Annotated in this window: 13 protein-coding genes; 5 read left to right on the forward strand and 8 right to left on the reverse strand. The window is 43.1% G+C overall.

The genetic code is table 11. The features are described from left to right. Nucleotides 1-359 precede the first annotated feature (359 nt). The 3 genes from ACED45_RS18685 to ACED45_RS18695 are packed head-to-tail and all read left to right on the forward strand — an operon-like array spanning nucleotide 360 to nucleotide 6,138. Nucleotides 360-1,991: a site-specific integrase gene (locus tag ACED45_RS18685; RefSeq protein WP_371714713.1), complete on the forward strand. Its 1,632-nt coding sequence runs from the start codon at nucleotides 360-362 to the stop codon at nucleotides 1,989-1,991. Further along, nucleotides 1,988-4,912, forward strand: coding sequence for a hypothetical protein (locus ACED45_RS18690; RefSeq protein ID WP_371714714.1), 2,925 nt, complete (start codon nucleotides 1,988-1,990; stop codon nucleotides 4,910-4,912). The genes ACED45_RS18685 and ACED45_RS18690 overlap by 4 nt, the downstream gene beginning before the upstream one ends. After that, nucleotides 4,909-6,138, forward strand: a complete 1,230-nt coding sequence (locus ACED45_RS18695; protein ID WP_371714715.1) for a hypothetical protein — start codon at nucleotides 4,909-4,911, stop codon at nucleotides 6,136-6,138. The genes ACED45_RS18690 and ACED45_RS18695 overlap by 4 nt, the downstream gene beginning before the upstream one ends. A 268-nt stretch (nucleotides 6,139-6,406) precedes the next feature. On the opposite strand, the gene ACED45_RS18700 is transcribed toward ACED45_RS18695, so the two are convergent. Together ACED45_RS18700 and ACED45_RS18705 are read right to left on the reverse strand one after the other, a co-directional pair. Continuing rightward, nucleotides 6,407-6,913 carry a GNAT family N-acetyltransferase gene (locus tag ACED45_RS18700; protein WP_371714716.1) on the reverse strand — a complete coding sequence of 169 codons (507 nt, stop codon included), beginning with the start codon at nucleotides 6,911-6,913 and terminating at the stop codon, nucleotides 6,407-6,409. Continuing rightward, complete coding sequence (locus tag ACED45_RS18705; protein WP_017067984.1) at nucleotides 6,904-7,170, reverse strand: type II toxin-antitoxin system TacA family antitoxin; 267 nt, start codon at nucleotides 7,168-7,170, stop codon at nucleotides 6,904-6,906. Before ACED45_RS18705 ends, ACED45_RS18700 begins: the two co-directional genes overlap by 10 nt. 584 nt (nucleotides 7,171-7,754) lie before the next feature. Between ACED45_RS18705 and ACED45_RS18710 the strand changes: the two genes are divergently transcribed. Then, entirely contained in the window at nucleotides 7,755-8,918 is a 1,164-nt protein-coding gene (locus ACED45_RS18710; RefSeq protein WP_371714717.1) for a tyrosine-type recombinase/integrase, read from the forward strand. Continuing rightward, complete coding sequence (locus ACED45_RS18715) at nucleotides 8,915-9,502, forward strand: hypothetical protein (RefSeq protein ID WP_371714718.1); 588 nt, start codon at nucleotides 8,915-8,917, stop codon at nucleotides 9,500-9,502. The genes ACED45_RS18710 and ACED45_RS18715 overlap by 4 nt, the downstream gene beginning before the upstream one ends. A 126-nt stretch (nucleotides 9,503-9,628) precedes the next feature. On the opposite strand, the gene wecA is transcribed toward ACED45_RS18715, so the two are convergent. From wecA to ACED45_RS18745, 6 genes are all read right to left on the reverse strand, one after another. Beyond that, nucleotides 9,629-10,708 carry a UDP-N-acetylglucosamine--undecaprenyl-phosphate N-acetylglucosaminephosphotransferase gene (wecA, locus tag ACED45_RS18720; RefSeq protein ID WP_371714719.1) on the reverse strand — a complete coding sequence of 360 codons (1,080 nt, stop codon included), beginning with the start codon at nucleotides 10,706-10,708 and terminating at the stop codon, nucleotides 9,629-9,631. A 110-nt stretch (nucleotides 10,709-10,818) separates the two neighbouring features. Beyond that, entirely contained in the window at nucleotides 10,819-12,039 is a 1,221-nt protein-coding gene (locus tag ACED45_RS18725; RefSeq protein ID WP_371714720.1) for a glycosyltransferase family 4 protein, read from the reverse strand. 2 nt (nucleotides 12,040-12,041) lie between these two features. After that, nucleotides 12,042-13,670: a heparinase II/III family protein gene (locus ACED45_RS18730; RefSeq protein ID WP_371714724.1), complete on the reverse strand. Its 1,629-nt coding sequence runs from the start codon at nucleotides 13,668-13,670 to the stop codon at nucleotides 12,042-12,044. 18 nt (nucleotides 13,671-13,688) lie between these two features. After that, nucleotides 13,689-14,996 carry a hypothetical protein gene (locus ACED45_RS18735; RefSeq protein WP_371714721.1) on the reverse strand — a complete coding sequence of 436 codons (1,308 nt, stop codon included), beginning with the start codon at nucleotides 14,994-14,996 and terminating at the stop codon, nucleotides 13,689-13,691. Then, nucleotides 14,993-16,027: a glycosyltransferase gene (locus ACED45_RS18740; RefSeq protein ID WP_371714722.1), complete on the reverse strand. Its 1,035-nt coding sequence runs from the start codon at nucleotides 16,025-16,027 to the stop codon at nucleotides 14,993-14,995. The genes ACED45_RS18735 and ACED45_RS18740 overlap by 4 nt, the downstream gene beginning before the upstream one ends. Next, nucleotides 16,024-17,052, reverse strand: coding sequence for a CapA family protein (locus ACED45_RS18745; RefSeq protein ID WP_371714723.1), 1,029 nt, complete (start codon nucleotides 17,050-17,052; stop codon nucleotides 16,024-16,026). Before ACED45_RS18745 ends, ACED45_RS18740 begins: the two co-directional genes overlap by 4 nt. Between the last annotated feature and the right edge of the window lie 773 nt (nucleotides 17,053-17,825).

Consider the following 17,825-nt stretch of genomic DNA (forward strand, 5'->3'; position numbering starts at 1 on the left):
CTTCAACCTCGCCATTAAGGTACTGCCTTATAAATAACGGGAAATGGCCGTCCCCTTTACACTCAACTGCACCATGACCGCACCTCTTTGTGCGTCATGCAGTGTCACTCGCGAGACTTTCATACTCTCGCTCACTAACTGGCGACACCGCTTGTATTGCTGTGTTGCGGTACTGCTGATTGTTACTCAGCGCTGAGATGGGATTGCCCATCAAGGACCTGATAACCTCACACGCAGACTTGATCATGTTCCATCCTGATCACACTTAACTCTCTATTTTCTTACTGAAACGTACAACATTCGGATTATCGAATCACGTACGTTCGGCTTACTTTTATCATGCCTAAAGGATTTTACTTATGGGTAGACAATCAAATGAAAAAAAGCGCAACCGAGCCAACAATGCTGGCGGCGTTCCCGTCGATGCGTATAACGTCGGCCTTGCCATCGCCAATGTATTGCATGAACTCAGACCCAAGACGTCGGGCGTGCTGACTGAACCCACGACACCCCTCAACCTTTATCACATTTACTTTCTGTATTTATGGATCGCAGGCCACCTGTCTGGCATCGAAAGAGAACAGGATATTCCCGATCTGGTGTTGGTCTCAGGGCGAGTCGATTGTGCGCTTCATCACCTTCGCCGAGTGCGTGAAGGTGGCGTTTCATGGGTCGAATATGCCATACCTTGCGCCTTGGCAAAGGAAACCGTGTATTTATGGCAACCCATGCCAGACGCGCTCAATGCCGTCTTTAGCTATTGGCTCACTCATCATGACACGGAGCTTCACCTCAATAAAATGCAAAAGAAACAGCTCTTTTGGCGATTAAAAAAGAGAAAGCTACGCACGCCGGAGGCGCTGAGAAGCCAACTTGTGCTGCGAAAAGACCTCTTGTATTCCTACATCGAGCGAATGGCACATTGCGATCCTTATCTCTCACTTCCAGCCCAAAAACTCATCACCGCCAAGAAAGTCCACCATCACAGTGCACTGAGTTACCAAATGTTGAACTGCGATCAAATTCGCTATGAGATTTTTTGTGCGCACAACCGCTATTTGCAGAGACTCATTCCCCAAATAAACCAGCGTCATATTAAACCCTTTTGTGATGTCAGGCTTCCCACCACTGGCGCACTTATTCCCGTCTTTACAACGCTTAACGAGCGTCCCCCTTACCTGAAAAAAGCAGGCGCGATCGTGGCTTTCACTCTCGAACTGACCGAGGGCGCTCGAACCTATATTCCAATACCGCCCATCTCCATTGGCTCTACGCGCGCGATCCCGATTCCCAAGCTGAGTCTCTTCTTTGGTCACCTTCGCCAACAACTGGCAACGGCGCCAGAAAAAAACGCCTCCCAAGACGCGCTTCGTGAGTATTACAACGCACGCACCTACGAACTGGCGTTGTTATTTGTCCTTCTTACCGGCACTCGCCCTACTCACCACATCTCGATAGAATGGGAAGCCTGCTTTGATTTACAACGCGCCCTTATCAAAGACAAGGGACGCTATCGCCTTATTGATATTCCGAACTACTTACGACAAGCGATTGAGTCTTACCTTAAACTTCAAGCGCGCGTGCTCCAAACGTTAGCGCCCAATGGCGCCTCTGCCATGGGGCCCCTATGGTACTTGATTGATGAGAACAACGTCGCCGCCCCCCTCACAGCAAAAACCTTGAGGTTGTTTATGCATGCACAGTGGCAGCATTGCTTTCAACAAAGGCTGGAGGCCCCCGAAGAAAAAGTCGTCCCTTACCAGCTTCGTCACAGCTTTGCCCAACACGCCTTGATGGCCACTCACCCACGCTTAACCACCCAACAAATTGATGTCCTGATGGGCCACAGCGAACTGGGTGAACACCTTGGCAGCGCTTATGCTTTTCAAGCTTGCAACCAAACATTGATTGCGCATTTGAACCATTGGCCATCGCGGCTGCAGCTCTCTGCCATTACGCCCTGCCCTTCAAAAAAGGACCGTGCCTTATGAACCGTCAAAGCCACACCGCAAAACACATCCATCACTTCTACCAACAGCAGTCGCTAGCGTGCGCTGAAGTTGACGCCTTCGAGGCCTTCTTAACGCTGCTTTCCCAAGAGAGGGGCCAAGAAAGTGAGCATGAACGCCAATTGACCGAGTCACAAATGGCCTCGATAAACCGAGCCATTTCAGGCATCCCAACAGGCCGGCAAAGAGCCTTAAAACGGGCGCGTGATGAGACCCTTTACTACCTAAACCAGGTGTGCGGCTGGGACTTACCACCGGTAAAGGTGCAACAATTTAACGATCATGAACACTTGTGGTTGGTCTCGCTGTATCAACAAAGTGCAAGGGCCCATGCTATCTCTTTGCATTACCAACAAGAGAGCCTGCATCGTATCAAGCACAGAGGTAGCCCAAACTTGGCGTGGACCGTGTTGACCTTGATGAGAGAAGTGGCGCCTCTGCCGCTCAACGCTTGGTGTGAAAGACTCAATGATCCCACCCCGTTGGAGCGCATTGGCGATCAACTCACCCTAACCATCACGCACCCTGTTAACCTATCGTATTTTGATGATACCGAACCCGTCAGTTTTACGCGCTACGCCGTATCACCGCTTGCTGCCCGCGCCTTCTATGACTGGCAGTGCCGGCAAGAGCCGGGCAACCCAAAGGTGACACTTAACCGATTGCTCAACTCACTCGATGATTTTTATCCCTCTGCGCAGCGCAAAGCGCTTACCCCTCATCAATGGCAACAATCTGTCCAAACCTTATGGCTTCATCGCTTCGCCATCCCCCCTGAAATATTAAAAGATTTCTCTGATCCCATGCGCCATGTAAGTGCGTTACCACAAGAGGCGGCCTCATCGCGCGTAGCCAAAGCGCAAGATATTTATCAGCCGCCATCGTTTGCAAAGATAAAACCCAAAGATGCGAACCAAGAGACTCCGTTTCATCGCTGGCCTCACGCCATGCTCATCAAGTCGCTCAATACGCCCCAACAAGCTGCGCCCACTCAGCCCGAGTGGCAAGCCGATAACCTGTTGCCCCGCTTATTGTTTGATTATGTGCAAGAGCTGAAGCAATTTGGCGGCGTGAAAAAAAACACCCTCAGCCCCGCCACCTTGCTGCGCTACACCAGTTTTAAAAATGAACTGTCGACGACCCCACTCCCTCTCTCGATCGCCAATGACAGGGAAGCCCTGCAACAATGGGCCAAAGACCGATACCGCCTCATCCAAGACGAGACAATGGAAAAATGGACTCTGTATCAATTCTTCCGTTTTCTCACTCAGCAATCCATCACTGAGCACTTAGATCTCTCGACTTTCATCAAACCGACCCAAAGCCTAAAAATTGATGCCCTTTCACTTAGCGCTGAAGAGGTTCACCACCTGGTCACTCAGTTATTAACGCACAGCCTGTCCCCGATGCAGGCGTTATTTGCGAGTGTCAGCGCGTTATTGAGTTATTACGGCGCCCTTCGACGAGGGGAGCTCTTACGCCTGCGCCTTCAAGATATTCGATGCACCCACGAAAAAGGTCAGTTATTTGCGATCTACATTACCAATACCGAGGAAGGCAAAACAAAAAGCGGAGACGCGCGCACGGTTCAGGTTGTGATGCCCGAAATCGGCGCCAAATTAATACGGTTGTTACTGGCGTTCAAAGCCAACCGTCCTCCTAGCGAGCCATTCATTGGCTTTGAAGGCGAGTCCATCCATTTACGAGCACGCCACTACCTTTTGCCTATCACGAAAGTGCTCAAACAATTACACGGTAAAAAAGCGCGCTTTCATCACCTTCGCCACAGTGGCGCCAAGCTGCTCTATCAACAAGCACTTTGCCTTGCTAACGGTGCGGCGCCAAAGGCTTGGCATAAAACGCATCAACCCGTCACCGCGTCTCTCTTCTCAACATCCGTTGTAGAGCAACGATTTCAATACTGGTTGCAAGGGCGTTCATTTTCAGAGTTAAACAATATGCTGCTGTTTGATGAAATCGGTCGAATGCTGGGCCATCAACACTATGCGACAACCCGACTGCATTACCTGCATGGCATGGAATGGGTCGCGCCTGCCTTTCTCCCTCAACAGCGAGAATACACACATGCCGAGCTGAGATACCTCTGGGGAATGAAACCAGGTTCCAATGACATCACTCGTCTTCTGATGAGACTCAGCCCTCAATACGCCCAGCTTTCACCCTCTGAAAAGCAGCGCCACCTGCCGAGCTTTACTCATGCACAGCTGGCGGAGGCTCTGAGCCAACGTTTGGGCAGCAAGCGCAAACCAAGTGGTGATCAAGAACGACTTCAAAAGGCGGAGTCAAACGACAACGAGTGGATTGGACTTTGGACAAAAGGCGTCTCAAGTGTAGCCCAAACCCGCCCTTATCGTTTTCAGTGGGAAACTCGAGAACAAATCAAACGCTTAAAAGAAACGCCTTTGGCTTTTTCCATGGTGAGTGACGCATGGCGCGCCTTTGGGCAATACCAAGGCATTGAATGGAATAAAGCCGCACGAACCGCCCTACGTCCCCTTGGCGAACTACACCTCGAAGAAAAACCGCCGCAAAGCGATGACGAGGGAATGAACAACAGCAAGCAATTGTACTTTCTTAGCCCATGCAACCAAAAGGTGGAAAAAGCGCTCCACACCCTCAAGCAATCACCGCTCAAATACCATTGTCATATCACGCTGCATCAAAACCGAAAACGTCTCGACAGTAAAAAATGGGACTTTATACAGGCGGCTTTACTCACAGCAAAAGACACCGCGAATAAAATCATCATCCCCACCGGTCGCACTCAACTCAAGATAGCGTTGGGGTTAGAGGTCACCGATCCACTTCTTCTAGAGCAATTTCAAACATGGTGGAACACCATGATACTTAACGCCTCACAACCAAAAGGACACACATTATGAACACACTGAACTTTCAACCAGAAGTACACGCACGCATTACCGAGCTGGTTAGCGGCATCAAAAAAGGCAGCGAGCACCCCTTTGTCACCTTCATTGTCACTGATAAATCGCTTCACCTCATTGGCGGCGCGACGGAGAAGCTCATCATGACCACGTTGGACAGAGCGTCGGATTGCACATTGGACAACGCTGCTTTCTCGTTTAGCGCCACCGCTTTTGCCAACCTATGGCTGTGCCAAACCAATCATATCGTCCAAAAAGAAACGATTTCATTGCAGCTCCGTCATGACAACCAACAAGACGGCGTCGTGCTGGAAGGGCGAACCGAACTGAACTCCTTTCGCTACGCCCTCGCGCAGCCCGCTTGTGAACATCATCTGGCCTTCTTTGATAGCGTCATGACGCACCCCAAGCAAATTATTGAGGCCAAACAAGCGCTGGCGATATGTCAACTGGCCAATACCTGCACCCCTTTCTCAGTGTTTGAGGTCAACAAAGACAGCAACCGCGTTCAAATAGAGCGAGACAACGACATCATACCTTTCGCGCTCCCTAAGGGTATGAACATCGACATCGATATGGCCCTGACTCCAGAGGCCAAGCACTCACTGGAATCGATCGCGCAAACAACACAAAGCGAGACCTTGTCTGTCTATATCGATGATGAGCAAGCGATGTTTAGCGATGGAGAGCAGGTGTATTGCCACTCCCTGGCGCCATTGCGCGCCTACCGAGAAAGACAGCAGCAACATTTTGAGTTAGAAGCCAAAGTGGTGATTGATATTCTTGAATTTAAAGCCGAAAGGGACAATTTTCAAAAAATCGAAGAGATTAAAAAAACCAACCAAGCCTTACTTTACCTCACCCCTGAAAGTATGTATTTCGCGAGCTTAGCACCCAAAGTGGGCGCCTTAATGGCACTCACGACCAAGAGTATCATTACTTCACAAGAACAACTGTATAGCGTCAACCTCAACGCCTTATCAAATGTACGTATCAAAGACATCACATCGGCTGATCAAGTCAAGATGACGGTGCTGCGCAGCGCGCAAGGTGAACTCAAATTGGGGTTTCACAATGACGAAGATGGGAAGCACCCTTATTACAGTGTGCCTTTGGAGCGTGCTTTGCCACTCTTGCCTGAGCTAAAACGGATCATCGATATCTCACAGCTCTCAAGTGATAAGCCTGAACAAAACGATCTGTTTGGATTTGATGACGTGTAATGCCATTAATGATAGTCAGTAAGTGCTCAAACGTCGCGCAGGGAAAAGGCTTGATAACAAGATCGGGGGCGTCGATAAGTAATGATTCTACAATCAACATGCTAACGAAGTTATCAAGTGTTTTACCCGCTATTTGTGGGCATTATTTACTGCAATTGGGATTTGGATGAGCGTTTTACTGTTCAATAAACCAGCAAGCCTTTTCCGGGGCGCTAGAGAGCGCCCCAACGCTGTCCTCGATAGCGCTACTCGGCTTTCACGTTTATACTCAGGGGGCCTGGAGTGACTGGGTTAAATCGCTGATTCTTGCCATCAGCACCAACCTATCTATACTAGATTCTTTAAAGCCAAATTTTGTATAGAAGGACTGAGCTTCATCGTCTAAAGCATGAACTAATATACTTGCCCCGCCGACCACTTCCATTGCTGCCATAGAGCGCAAAATACAATCTTTGAGCAAACCAACAGCGATATGTTTACCTTGATATTTCAAATCAACGGCAAGTCTCGCCAATACAACCATTGGTATTGGATCGGGGCTATTGCGTTTTAAAGCACTAAAAGCGATATCTCTTGATACCGACCCCATTGCGATAGCGTAGTAACCCACTACCACGTTTCTTTCTGAATCAATGACGACATAAGTTTTCGCACTACCACGGTTTTGACTTTTTAGCGCTTGTTTCTTAAGCCACAGATCGAGAGATTCAACACCACAACAAAAGGAATTGATGTGATCACTGCCTGTAAGTAAGCGAGGTTTAATCAATCCCAAGGCGACTTCCTTTGGAATAAATCTTGAACACCCTCAAGAATTTTAGGTGGTTCATCAAACGCTTTTTCAAAAGCATCAAATGCCGCTTGTTCTAATCTAAAATCTTTCTGATCTGCCAGTACTTTTTGAGCTTCATTCAAAGCGGCTTGTTGAATGAATACGGTTCTATCCACTTTCTGTAGGCTTGCCGCTGCATCAATAACATCACGGACGGAAGGAAATACTCGCATATTGATCGGGGCTGATTTGGTAGCCATAATAATTACCTGTGTATATCTATCACGTATACAAGCATATCACCACAAACCGTATAGTCAATAGATACACAACCTATCAACTATGCATACTTTTACCGTTCTTGAACATCAAGCTTTTTAGCCGAGCCCACCGCACAGCGAAATTTGCCACCAAACCGTACTCAGGACCAAAAAAACGTCAAGAGAAAATAGACGAAGACGGAGAACAGGCTGACATGTTTGGGTTTGATGGCACATCAGCGGCGCACCAATGAACCGTCATTTCTGATGAAAAAACAACCAAAAGCACTGGACATCGATCCAGTAAACTACTAGAGTCAATATTGAACGTTTTATAGGCTATCGGAAGAAATAGGCGTGAAGACACGCTTTAGGATTTGGAAGATACCGTGAAATACGTTGGCAGATGATGACCTTGCGTCACACCGCCACACACAATATGCAGTTGGGATAGGAAGGCGGCAACCTCCCTACCCCGTACCGGCTGCGACACGTTTAAGCACACCCAGCCGATGGCTCGATTCTAGCGAATTCCATTGGTGAGGGACAGATCTATTTAAGATCTGATATCAATGGAGGCCGCTATGGCTCATCTTCGCATCCGTCCTAACGGGCGCATTCAGTTCGATCTTCATTTGTACGGCCAACGCTTTCGCGAAGGTACCCAGCAAATGGCCACCCCAAAAAATGTCAGGCTTGCTCAAGCCACACTCAAACAAATGAACGCCGAGATTGACCTTGGCACCTTTCAATACCGTGATTACTTTCCACACAGTAAAAAAGTGGCCTTGTTTGAACGCTTACAGCGCGAGAAGTACCCCGACCACCTGTATCCTTTTTTCAATGACTTTGCGAATCAGTGGTATGAGCGTCAAAAAGGCAATTGGAAAGCCAGTTATAAAGGCGTGGTAAAAAACACCCTTGAGCACTACCTCATTCCGCACTTTGGCAATACCTTAGTCTCTGAAGTGTCGCTCTCTCAAGTGGAATTTTTTCGTCAGACCCTGCAAGAAGCTCGTAAGGCCAATGGCGAGCGACAACTCACCAACAAGCGCGTCAATAATATTTTATGGCCGCTGATTGCCATTCTGAGCCTCGCCGCCGAAGAGCATCACTTTGATTACCCATTTCGACGCTACAAATCCCTGAAAGAGGAAAAAGCGGATTCGAAACCGCTGACCATGGATGAAGTCCGTACTTTCTTAGAATGCTGTGATGAGCAATGGCATGATTATTTTTTACTGCGATTTTGGACGGGTATGCGAAGTTGTGAAGTGCATGGCCTGTATTGGGAGCACATTGATTTTGACCATCGCTTGATTCGCGTGAGACAAAATTATGTGAATGGAGAGATTTGTGATGTGAAGACGCCGAAGTCACGTCGTGATTTGCAGATGTGCGACACCTTGTTCGCGGCGTTAAAACGTCAGTGGGAAAAGAGAGATGAGTGCAGCTCATTTGTGTTTGCCTCAAAAAGTGGGCGTGGTCTTGATACCCATTACGTTAGCCGAAAGATATGGCACCCCACATTGAAAAAGGCCGGTCTTAAACCTCGCCGCGCCTACGAGACACGCCATACGGCTGCGGTACTGCACATTGCCGCGCATGAAAATCCGATCTATATCTCACACAAACTCGGGCACAGCGACACCAAATTGCTGTTTGAGGTCTACGCCCCGTACGTGGCGAACGCTTCTGGTCAAGATGGACTGGCGTTCAATGACATGATGTTAGGAGGCGAAGCATGATGATACTGACCTTTAACCGCGCTCAATACTTCCATCAAAACCTAACCGATAATGATCAACTGTGCGCCTTTGCATTAGGCTCTGAACTGCCTTCGGTTTATACACTCATCGGCAACAAACAAGAAATGGCGTTAAGTTCATTGAGCGAACAACACCGTTTAGAAGCGATAGCCAAGCAATGTTATGAGCGTTTTATGGAAGATCCAGCGTTGCAATCGGTACTCGATAAGTACGCCGACAGTATGATGACCTCAGGCATGGTTATGTTTCACGATGTTCGATTACACGCTCAGTCCCCTGGGCTGACTTTAGCGAAGTACTATTACGCACTTAAACAAACAGATGGGCATTTGGATAGGTCAATAGTGTGGGAAAAACACCTTCAATGGTGCCAAGCGTTATCTTTTGCTTTATATGAACATTGCCAAGATCCACGCAGTGATATTTGTTATGGAGAGAAGACCGTCATTATCGATAAGCCGCATAACAGGCAGTGTTACAGCTACACAACCATCAAGAAACCGGTGTCGTTTCAGCTCAACCGATATCAGTACAGGCAGCAGCCTTGGCAGTGGCAAGACTAACGATACCGATAGGATAGCGATAACAAGGGCTAGTGCTTTCTAGCCCTGATTCACCCGAGATCAAATAGCAGGCGAATCATCGTCGTTTCACCGAGTTATTTAAGTGATTAGGTGCTGGCTATTAAGTTATTTTGCAGCGGGCTTCTTCCACTTTCTTACTATCTTCGCCATCTTAAACGAGTGCGTCATCGCGTAAGTGTGCAATAAGAAACACGCCACAATGATGTAGAACATAATGTATTCTGGTACTTGGAAGTATTCGCCTAGTAACCCGAGCGTTGAGTACACCAATTGCACCAAGCAGATCACCACTAACGACTCACGAGGGGTAAAGCCGATACGCTGCATAATGTGGTGAAAATGCTCGCGGTCAGGTTTGAACTGAGAATGCCCTTTACGAACACGACGGATCATAATGGCCATCATATCAATCAAAGGCACTGCAATTAACCATAGGGCCGTCACTGGTCGAATCATGTAATGACCGTGTTCAGGTTGAGTACCTCGGATTAAAATCCAAATCACAAGGAAGCCGATCATCATGCTACCGGCATCGCCCATAAACACTTTACGTAGTTTGCCAAAATACCCCAAATTAAACAGCACGAAGGGAAGTAAGATAACCACCATCACTGCCATAAAGAAGGTATAAAACTCAAGGCCATGGGCATAGAACAGCACACCTAACGAGGCAAACACCACTATGCTTAAACCACCCAATAGCCCGTCAATACCATCAACCATGTTAAAAGCGTTAATTGCACCGATCACAGCTAATATGGTAACAACATAATCGATGGCAACCGGAAAGTCCCAAACACCAAACCCAAACGCATTACCAACATAAGAAAGCGTTAGCCCGGTATAATGCATTACGATCAGCGTCAAGACAGCTTGCACACCCATGCGAAATTTAAAACTGATATCGAAGCGGTCATCTGCCACACCGATCAGCACCAGTATCGTTAAGCACGTGGCGATGACCTCTATGTTATTGATTTCTGACGCACTCACGTAGAAGAAGTACAACAAGGTAATACAAAGGGAAATACCGCCCACCAAAGGAACCACACCCTCATGATGTTTTCTAGCATTCGGTTTATCGACTAAGCCAATGGCGTAGCCCACTTTACGCATACAGTAAAACACCGAAAAGGAAAGAAAGAAGAACAGGGAAAGTTCGACAAAGTATTCAAACAATGACATTAATTTAAGCCTTGGGGATTGTTGAGGTGACTATGAGATTATGAATCAAATTGAAGAGATAAAGTCTAAAGATGTCTCAACCCAATATTAAGTTGAGACTATTACCCTCTTTAGCCAACATGCTTTTCAAAAACAGAGACCATATCCGCCGCCATAATATCTCGGCTAAACTTAGGGGCAGCTTCAATACTGCAGGTTCGTACTTGCTGGTACAGTTCTTGGTCTTCATGTAGTTTTAAGATTGCAGCAGTAATTTGATCTACACTTTCACTTTCGACTAGCAGACCTGAATTTGTCTCTCGAATAATAGCGGTGGCTTCTCCCTCTGGCACGCTCATTATCGTTGGTATCCCCATACCCATGCATTCAAAGATTTTAGAGGGTATAACGGTTTTAAAGAGCTCGCTATTAACTAAGGGGACCAATGAAACGTCGCAAAGAGACCATAACTTAGGCATCATCTCTTTTGGTTGTCGATCAATGAGCACTACATTCTTAAGGCCTTTTTGCTGGACTAGGTCAACGACTTTTTGTCTAGCTGCTCCGCCTCCAGCAAAAACAATGCGAATATTATCATCATGTTGCAATCTCTCCGCCACAGATACTATATGCTCGAGCCCATGAGCCATGCCGTGAGTACCAATGTAACCTGCGACAAACTTACCTTCTAACCCATACTGTTTTGCAAGCTCAGTATCTTTGTCCTGTGGTTCATATTTAGATAAGTCGACACCATTAAGAACGACTTCAATCTTGCTTCCATCAACTCCACGCTCGATGAGCTCCTTTTTGAATGCATGAGTCACTGACACAATTGCGTCCGCTCGCTTATAAAGAAACATTTCTATTTTTTCTAACATACGAATAACAAAGCTGTCCTTCATAGCACCAACCGCTGTAATAGACGCTGGCCATATATCGCGTAACTCAAACACAAACGGTTTTCTACGAACGGCTGACAACGCCCAACCGGCGCAAGCACAGAAGAACTGAGGTGAAGTCGCTACGATCGCATCCGGTTTTTTCAGAAACAGCCCTGCGATGAAGCCCGTTACCATGAATGACATGTAATCCAGAATACGTTTTACAAAACCTTCATTCGCAGTGATGAACGTTTTTACACGAACGACATTTATGCCATCGAGATCATGAGTTTGATACCAGCGGTTTTTAAACCCATCAAATACCTTACCTTCAGGAAAGTTTGGTGCGCACGTAATCACCGTCACTTTATGCCCCGCTTTCATCCAACGGATAGCATGTTCATAAGTTCTGGTTGCTGGCGCATTGCCTTCTGGCGGAAAGTTATCAGTAAGAAAAAGAATATGCATTGCTACGCTCGCTTTAGAACAAAGTTCACTTCATTCTGTTTAAAATTTAGTACCAGCTTTTTATTGGCTATCGATAAGCCAAATTCAGGATGCCATGTCGTCTCAAGTACCTTAATGTCAGCACCCTCAGCGTTAATCGTGTATTTAGTGCCGTTCGGCAAGTGGAGTCTAACTTGACTAGAGTTATTTACTCCTTCAACTCTAACATCAGGATGGAGGTGATAATGGGCTTCTGCGTGGTTATACGTACCCGTTAGGTTGTCAACAATAAATAAGTCACCTTCCGTTAGTTTCCACTTTCTAGTGTGCGTCACTTTACCAGGCAAACGCATGTAACCATCATGAGAACATTCAACACTAATGTCGCCTTTACTCTCTGTGATGACTGGCTTGCTAGGATATGCACGTCTTGCTACGCGAAATCCACTCCAGACTTCAGATGAATCCATGCCATCAACAACTACCGTATTATGAGTTTCGGTTTTGCGTTGCCTTAGCCTTTCTTCACCTAAGCCATAAACCGATGTGCCACTGTTTACGAATACTCGCTGTCCATCAATGCTCAATTCAAATGAAAGGGTATCGGCATGAGCGTGACCGGGAATGTAATCAGGCCCTACCTTTGCGGCATCAATGATTAGCTTGTTAACTTGATCTTTAACCACCACATAACCACTTTCTTTTAAGAAGGTAACTTGATTTTTATTCGTGGTGGGAGTTGTAACATTGAGTACACCGGCATAGCGTTGCAAATTAGCCAGCTTAGGCGCAATACCTAAAGCAGAGTCATTAAAAAAAGAGACGTCGCCATCGGGGTGCTGCATTTTTTCAGCCCATGACAACATCTTTCCAATGAGTTCATGCCAGTATTGACTAGTAGCTTTCGAAATATGATATGGGTAGACAAGGCTTAACTGATACAAATCAAGCATATCGGCAAGGATTGTGTTGTGATACATAGGCGTTAGTTCAAAATTACCGCCATCAGCAAGAATTTGCTCTGGGATTTCTTCGTTTAAAATAGCCAGACCACGCTTTAACCATACATCTGCTAACTCACCCTTAAAAAAACAACCAGCAAACATCAACGCTTTAGCGTTTGCAAATAAGTGATTACCCAATAAGTGATATTCTAATTGCTGCTCTAAGGCTTGAACCTGCAATGACAAACTAGCTAGCCATTCTTCTTTTGGTTCATTACCCGATAAAAACCATTTAATCCAGTTTACCGAGCGAAGTGAAATGGTATAAGGCTCCCATCCATTTCCTACCATCTTCGGGTTTTGTGCTATCCAGGTATTAACCAAACTATGATGAATTTCACTTCTGTCTTGCCATCCAGATTGATTTAAATCATCGAAGTAATGCAAATTATAAAGCCAAAGTTTAGCTTTTGTTACGTCATTCCAGTCGCTAACCGTATCTACGACATTCAAAAACTTAAACTGACCATTGCCTTCATAGCATGAATTTAATACGGAAAATGTTTGCCAACTTGTTGTTGATACATCGTTTAAGGTTACTTCTGGTTTTGTAAATTTAACCTTAGTGAATCGTCTTGACATTCGGTTACTGATTTGAACCAGCTTTAGAAACCTAACTGTATTTATAACTCTTAAAATAAATAGCATCATAATCAAACACCAAGCTTAAAGCTCACTAACAATAAACCGATGCTTCCCTCTCGAAGTTAATGGGATATCGTTAGTAATTTTAGGGGTTATCTGAAGTTCACTCCCTGTTTTTTTAACAAATTCAGAGCATACCGTGAACTCTTCACCATCAGAGAAAGTCGATGATGGTTGAATGAGTAAAGTACATTTACCTTTTTCAGTTTGGAAAAACTGATATTTAACAACATTCTCCAAAACATCAGAATGTATATTTAACGAAGTCATTGTTATTTTAGTATCATTAGCCCCAACAAGATATTCCTTCCCCCAACGCCCAAGAATCTCATCAATGGTCTCAACATGATTATTTTCATTTGCAGTTGAACTTGCATTATCACCTGTACGATACCTTATTAGTCTTGTTGCTTTATTGACGAATCCAGTACCAATCAACTCACCATCTACATTCTCTGTATAGCCATATAACTTGTGGGGAACAAAAGACTCATCAATTTTTGGAGCAAAAATCACACGTTCTGTCATTCCATAAAAGGTTAGAATCTTGCAATTAAAAACATTTCTTATCGTATGCTCCTGTTCAGGATATAACTTTTCAGAAACTAATAGAATATGATTAATACTTGGTAGCTTTAAGTCAAGATTGCTCAAAACTTTTGCAAACTCACTTACTGATGACGGGTAACCATGTATCCACTTTGCTCCATACTTTAATATGTCTTTATATGCCCTAAGAACATTTTCTTCGGTAAGTCTAAATGGGGAAATTAACATCTCTTTATATAAATGATTAAAACCCAATAAAGATGAAGATTCAATGCCATCTGCACCACGCAAACATAAGCGGCGAGAGTTTATATCTACTCCATTATCTTGAAGATATTTAGAGACAAATGCCCATTCTATTGAATATGCCTCATTACTCATCAGCAACTTAGTTTGCCGTCCGGTTGTACCACCTGTTGATACAATAAAAGATTTATTTTTATATCTGAAATCGACAAACCAATCTAGATTTGAGGCTATGTGATCTTTAGAAACCAACGGGAAATCATTAATTTGTTCTATATCAGTTATCTTAGAAAACCCCTTACTTTTGGCATAATCTTTATAAAACTTAGTAAATGCTATTGATTCATTCACATAGTTAATTAGTTTTTCATTCTGATATTCTTCGATGATTTGTAAATTTACATCATTCAATTCTTGTAATTTGTTTCTGTAAATGCTTCCGCAAAAAACAGAGTATGGCAAATAATTAAGTGGAGATAATACCTGATGTGGTATTGATTTATATAGTTGTCTTAACGTTGAGAGTTTAATCATTCTTCACCTCTAACTGATTTTAAATCAGAAACAAACACACGACTTAGTAACTTAGAGTCAAAGTTTTTGGTAAAGTATGACAAACAATTATTCTTTAACTGTATAAAGTTTTCGTCTTCCATATCAATAACCTTCTGAAGCATAAATGCTAATGCTTGTGGGTTTGAAGGCTCAATTAAAAAACCAGTCTGACCAGACACAACAATTTCCGGAATACATTGCCAGCAAGTTGTAATAACAGGTACTCCTAAAGAATACGCTTCTATGATAACTCCTGGATACCCCTCACCGAAATGCTCAGTTGGTAGCAGCAAGCACTTATAATTTTTAATCACTTCTAATATTTGATCTGGTTGACAAACACCTTTATATCTGCAATTTTTGTTGTTTTGTATGGCAGATTCAAGTTCTTTGTCAACGATAGGACCATAAAAGTCAACATCAATTAAAGGGTTATATTTTGTAGCCTCTAGAATTACATTAATACCTTTTGAATACTTAATTGCTCCTAAATAAATAAATTTATTATCAGAAACAACACCTGATCTTAATAATGTTGATGGTCTAGAGTTTGTATAATGCTTTATATTTGAATTAGGAAAATGCTTAGAAAAATAGTTAACAAGCTGCCTAGTTTCAAAGTACACAAGATCACTTTTATTTAGAATAAATGATATTATTTTCTTGACTATGAAATTTGAATTGATGAAAAATTTATCATAAACGCCACCAAACATTCTAAAATTAAATTTCTTATTAAAAATTAAACATAGTGTGAGAATAATTGGAGCGATGGTTACAGATCCATTCGAGCTAACGTGGACAGAAGTAACATCAGAAGCTAGAGTTTTCTTTAAAGTTAAGTAAAGAAATTTAAGCTTTTGGGAAAATTTAAGATTAGGTACTTGTGATGTATCACTTATAATCAAAGATACATCAGAATTATCTTTAATATCATCAACTAGCTGCTTCAAAAGAATCGTTGTACCACCTAAAGGTCCAGGTAAGGCTCCTACAATATGAACTTTCATTTTTTTAAATTAAACCTAACTGCGAGATTAATTAAATAGTTCCTAGACTTAACTAAGAATGCTTTAAACTTGGTATCGATATAATTATCATAATTAGTAAAAATTGGTAGAAGCTTACTCTTTCTCCTGTTTTTTTTAAACCAACACAAATAACTCTCGCTACCTACCAAATTACATAAATCATTTAGATCAGATTCATCTATTGTTGTTGTCTTGATATGTTTAATCGTATCATTGACAGTTTGATAGTGGTGTATCTTGGGTGTTGCATTAGTTAGTTCAACGCTTATACCCTTATATGCAATTTCTGGGTACTTTAAGTGATATCCTCTTGAAGTTATTTCTGGCATATAAAAATTTCCAAGACTATAAAATATATATTTACCATTGTAACACTCATAAGGGCCGATCAAGTGTGAGTGATGTCCAATAATACAATCGACACCTAAGTCAATTAACTCATGAAAGAGTAATCTATCTGCTGGCTGCGGATATAGCTCAAACTCATAATTATAGTGAAAGCTGCAATATATGATAGCACTCTTATCTATTGAACGAATATCTTCCACTTTCCTCTTTAACTCTAAAGAGTTATATGCATTGACACCAGGACTTTTTTTTGATGCATATTTACAGCCAATTACATCCCATCCTGCTGCGATAATATAATGATCTATTCCATCAATCGATATTTTAAATTCATTTTCCGCATGTTCTAAGCTATCAGCTGCACCAAATGTTTTAAAGCCTATTTCTGAAAGCTTTTGTATTGTTAGATTTACAGAGTCATCATAATCAGTAATATGATTATTGGCTAAACAGGCAATTGAAAAACCTAATTCATAAAATCTCTCCACTGATTTAAAATTAGATTTAAGTGCTATACCATCAGTTACTACTTTATCACTGTCACTTACAATTGTACTCTCAAAATTAAATACGTTTATTTCACGTTTCATTCCATCGTGAAAAACCGACTCTGTAACATTCAAATACGGTAAGTTAACATCACCATAGAAATTCATATTCTACTCCTCTATCAATGTTATATTGCTAATCTTTTCGCCCCGTTGACTGGCGTAATTGGCTATAGCTTGCGCATTCGTGTCAGGCTAGAAACAAAATTGGTACACTAAACAATGTTCTTTTTCAGAAAAGCTAAAACGGCCCGAATTAAACTGAACAGTTTTCGCATATGTTGTGGCGATTGTTTTTTTAGTATATTTATGCCGCCTGTGTTTTTTCGCAGGTGGGTTAGCATATACAGATGAACTTTCATTAAGGTTCAAGTCTGCTGATCTTTAAAATTGGTAACTAAATCATCACATAAGCCATTGATATCGTAATTTCAAAGTGAACTTTAATTTTGATATAATGTTGCTATCGATCGAAAATGTAACAATCTCGTAGAACTACTCTCAACTCAAGATATATATTTGTAGGAATACTAATTAGAATCTACATTTTCAATCTTTGAATAACACCTTCTTAGAATCATTGGTTTAGTTCTTTGCTTGTGATTCTTATATCTTCTTTTTAACTGTCATAACCTCTGTCTGAAACAAGATAAGCTGCATAAAGTATAAGTGCTATTAAATGATAAGCAGCTGTACTATCATGAATATTTCCGCAGGACGAGTGCATAATTTACTTGTTAACTAGGCAGCATGTGAACAATAGTAAAATCAAACTAAATTATTCTTCAAAATCACAAAATCAGCGCTGCATCTCCTAAACTGTTAGGGGCTTTGTTTCCTAAATCAGGGAACTAATGCTTAAAGCTACGATCAGATCATCT

Origin of the sequence: Vibrio crassostreae (assembly GCF_041439375.1) — a bacterium.
In the GTDB taxonomy this organism is placed as follows: domain Bacteria; phylum Pseudomonadota; class Gammaproteobacteria; order Enterobacterales; family Vibrionaceae; genus Vibrio; species Vibrio crassostreae_D.

What these genes read in the sequence shown, in the direction of transcription:
- ACED45_RS18685 (WP_371714713.1), top strand. Translation starts at nt 360, where the DNA reads ATGGGTAGACAATCAAATGAAAAAAAGCGCAACCGAGCCAACAATGCT.
- ACED45_RS18690 (WP_371714714.1), top strand. Translation starts at nt 1,988, where the DNA reads ATGAACCGTCAAAGCCACACCGCAAAACACATCCATCACTTCTACCAA.
- ACED45_RS18695 (WP_371714715.1), top strand. Translation starts at nt 4,909, where the DNA reads ATGAACACACTGAACTTTCAACCAGAAGTACACGCACGCATTACCGAG.
- ACED45_RS18705 (WP_017067984.1), bottom strand. Translation starts at nt 7,170, where the DNA reads ATGGCTACCAAATCAGCCCCGATCAATATGCGAGTATTTCCTTCCGTC.
- ACED45_RS18710 (WP_371714717.1), top strand. Translation starts at nt 7,755, where the DNA reads ATGGCTCATCTTCGCATCCGTCCTAACGGGCGCATTCAGTTCGATCTT.
- ACED45_RS18715 (WP_371714718.1), top strand. Translation starts at nt 8,915, where the DNA reads ATGATGATACTGACCTTTAACCGCGCTCAATACTTCCATCAAAACCTA.
- wecA (WP_371714719.1), bottom strand. Translation starts at nt 10,708, where the DNA reads ATGTCATTGTTTGAATACTTTGTCGAACTTTCCCTGTTCTTCTTTCTT.
- ACED45_RS18725 (WP_371714720.1), bottom strand. Translation starts at nt 12,039, where the DNA reads ATGCATATTCTTTTTCTTACTGATAACTTTCCGCCAGAAGGCAATGCG.
- ACED45_RS18730 (WP_371714724.1), bottom strand. Translation starts at nt 13,670, where the DNA reads ATGCTATTTATTTTAAGAGTTATAAATACAGTTAGGTTTCTAAAGCTG.
- ACED45_RS18735 (WP_371714721.1), bottom strand. Translation starts at nt 14,996, where the DNA reads ATGATTAAACTCTCAACGTTAAGACAACTATATAAATCAATACCACAT.
- ACED45_RS18740 (WP_371714722.1), bottom strand. Translation starts at nt 16,027, where the DNA reads ATGAAAGTTCATATTGTAGGAGCCTTACCTGGACCTTTAGGTGGTACA.
- ACED45_RS18745 (WP_371714723.1), bottom strand. Translation starts at nt 17,052, where the DNA reads ATGAATTTCTATGGTGATGTTAACTTACCGTATTTGAATGTTACAGAG.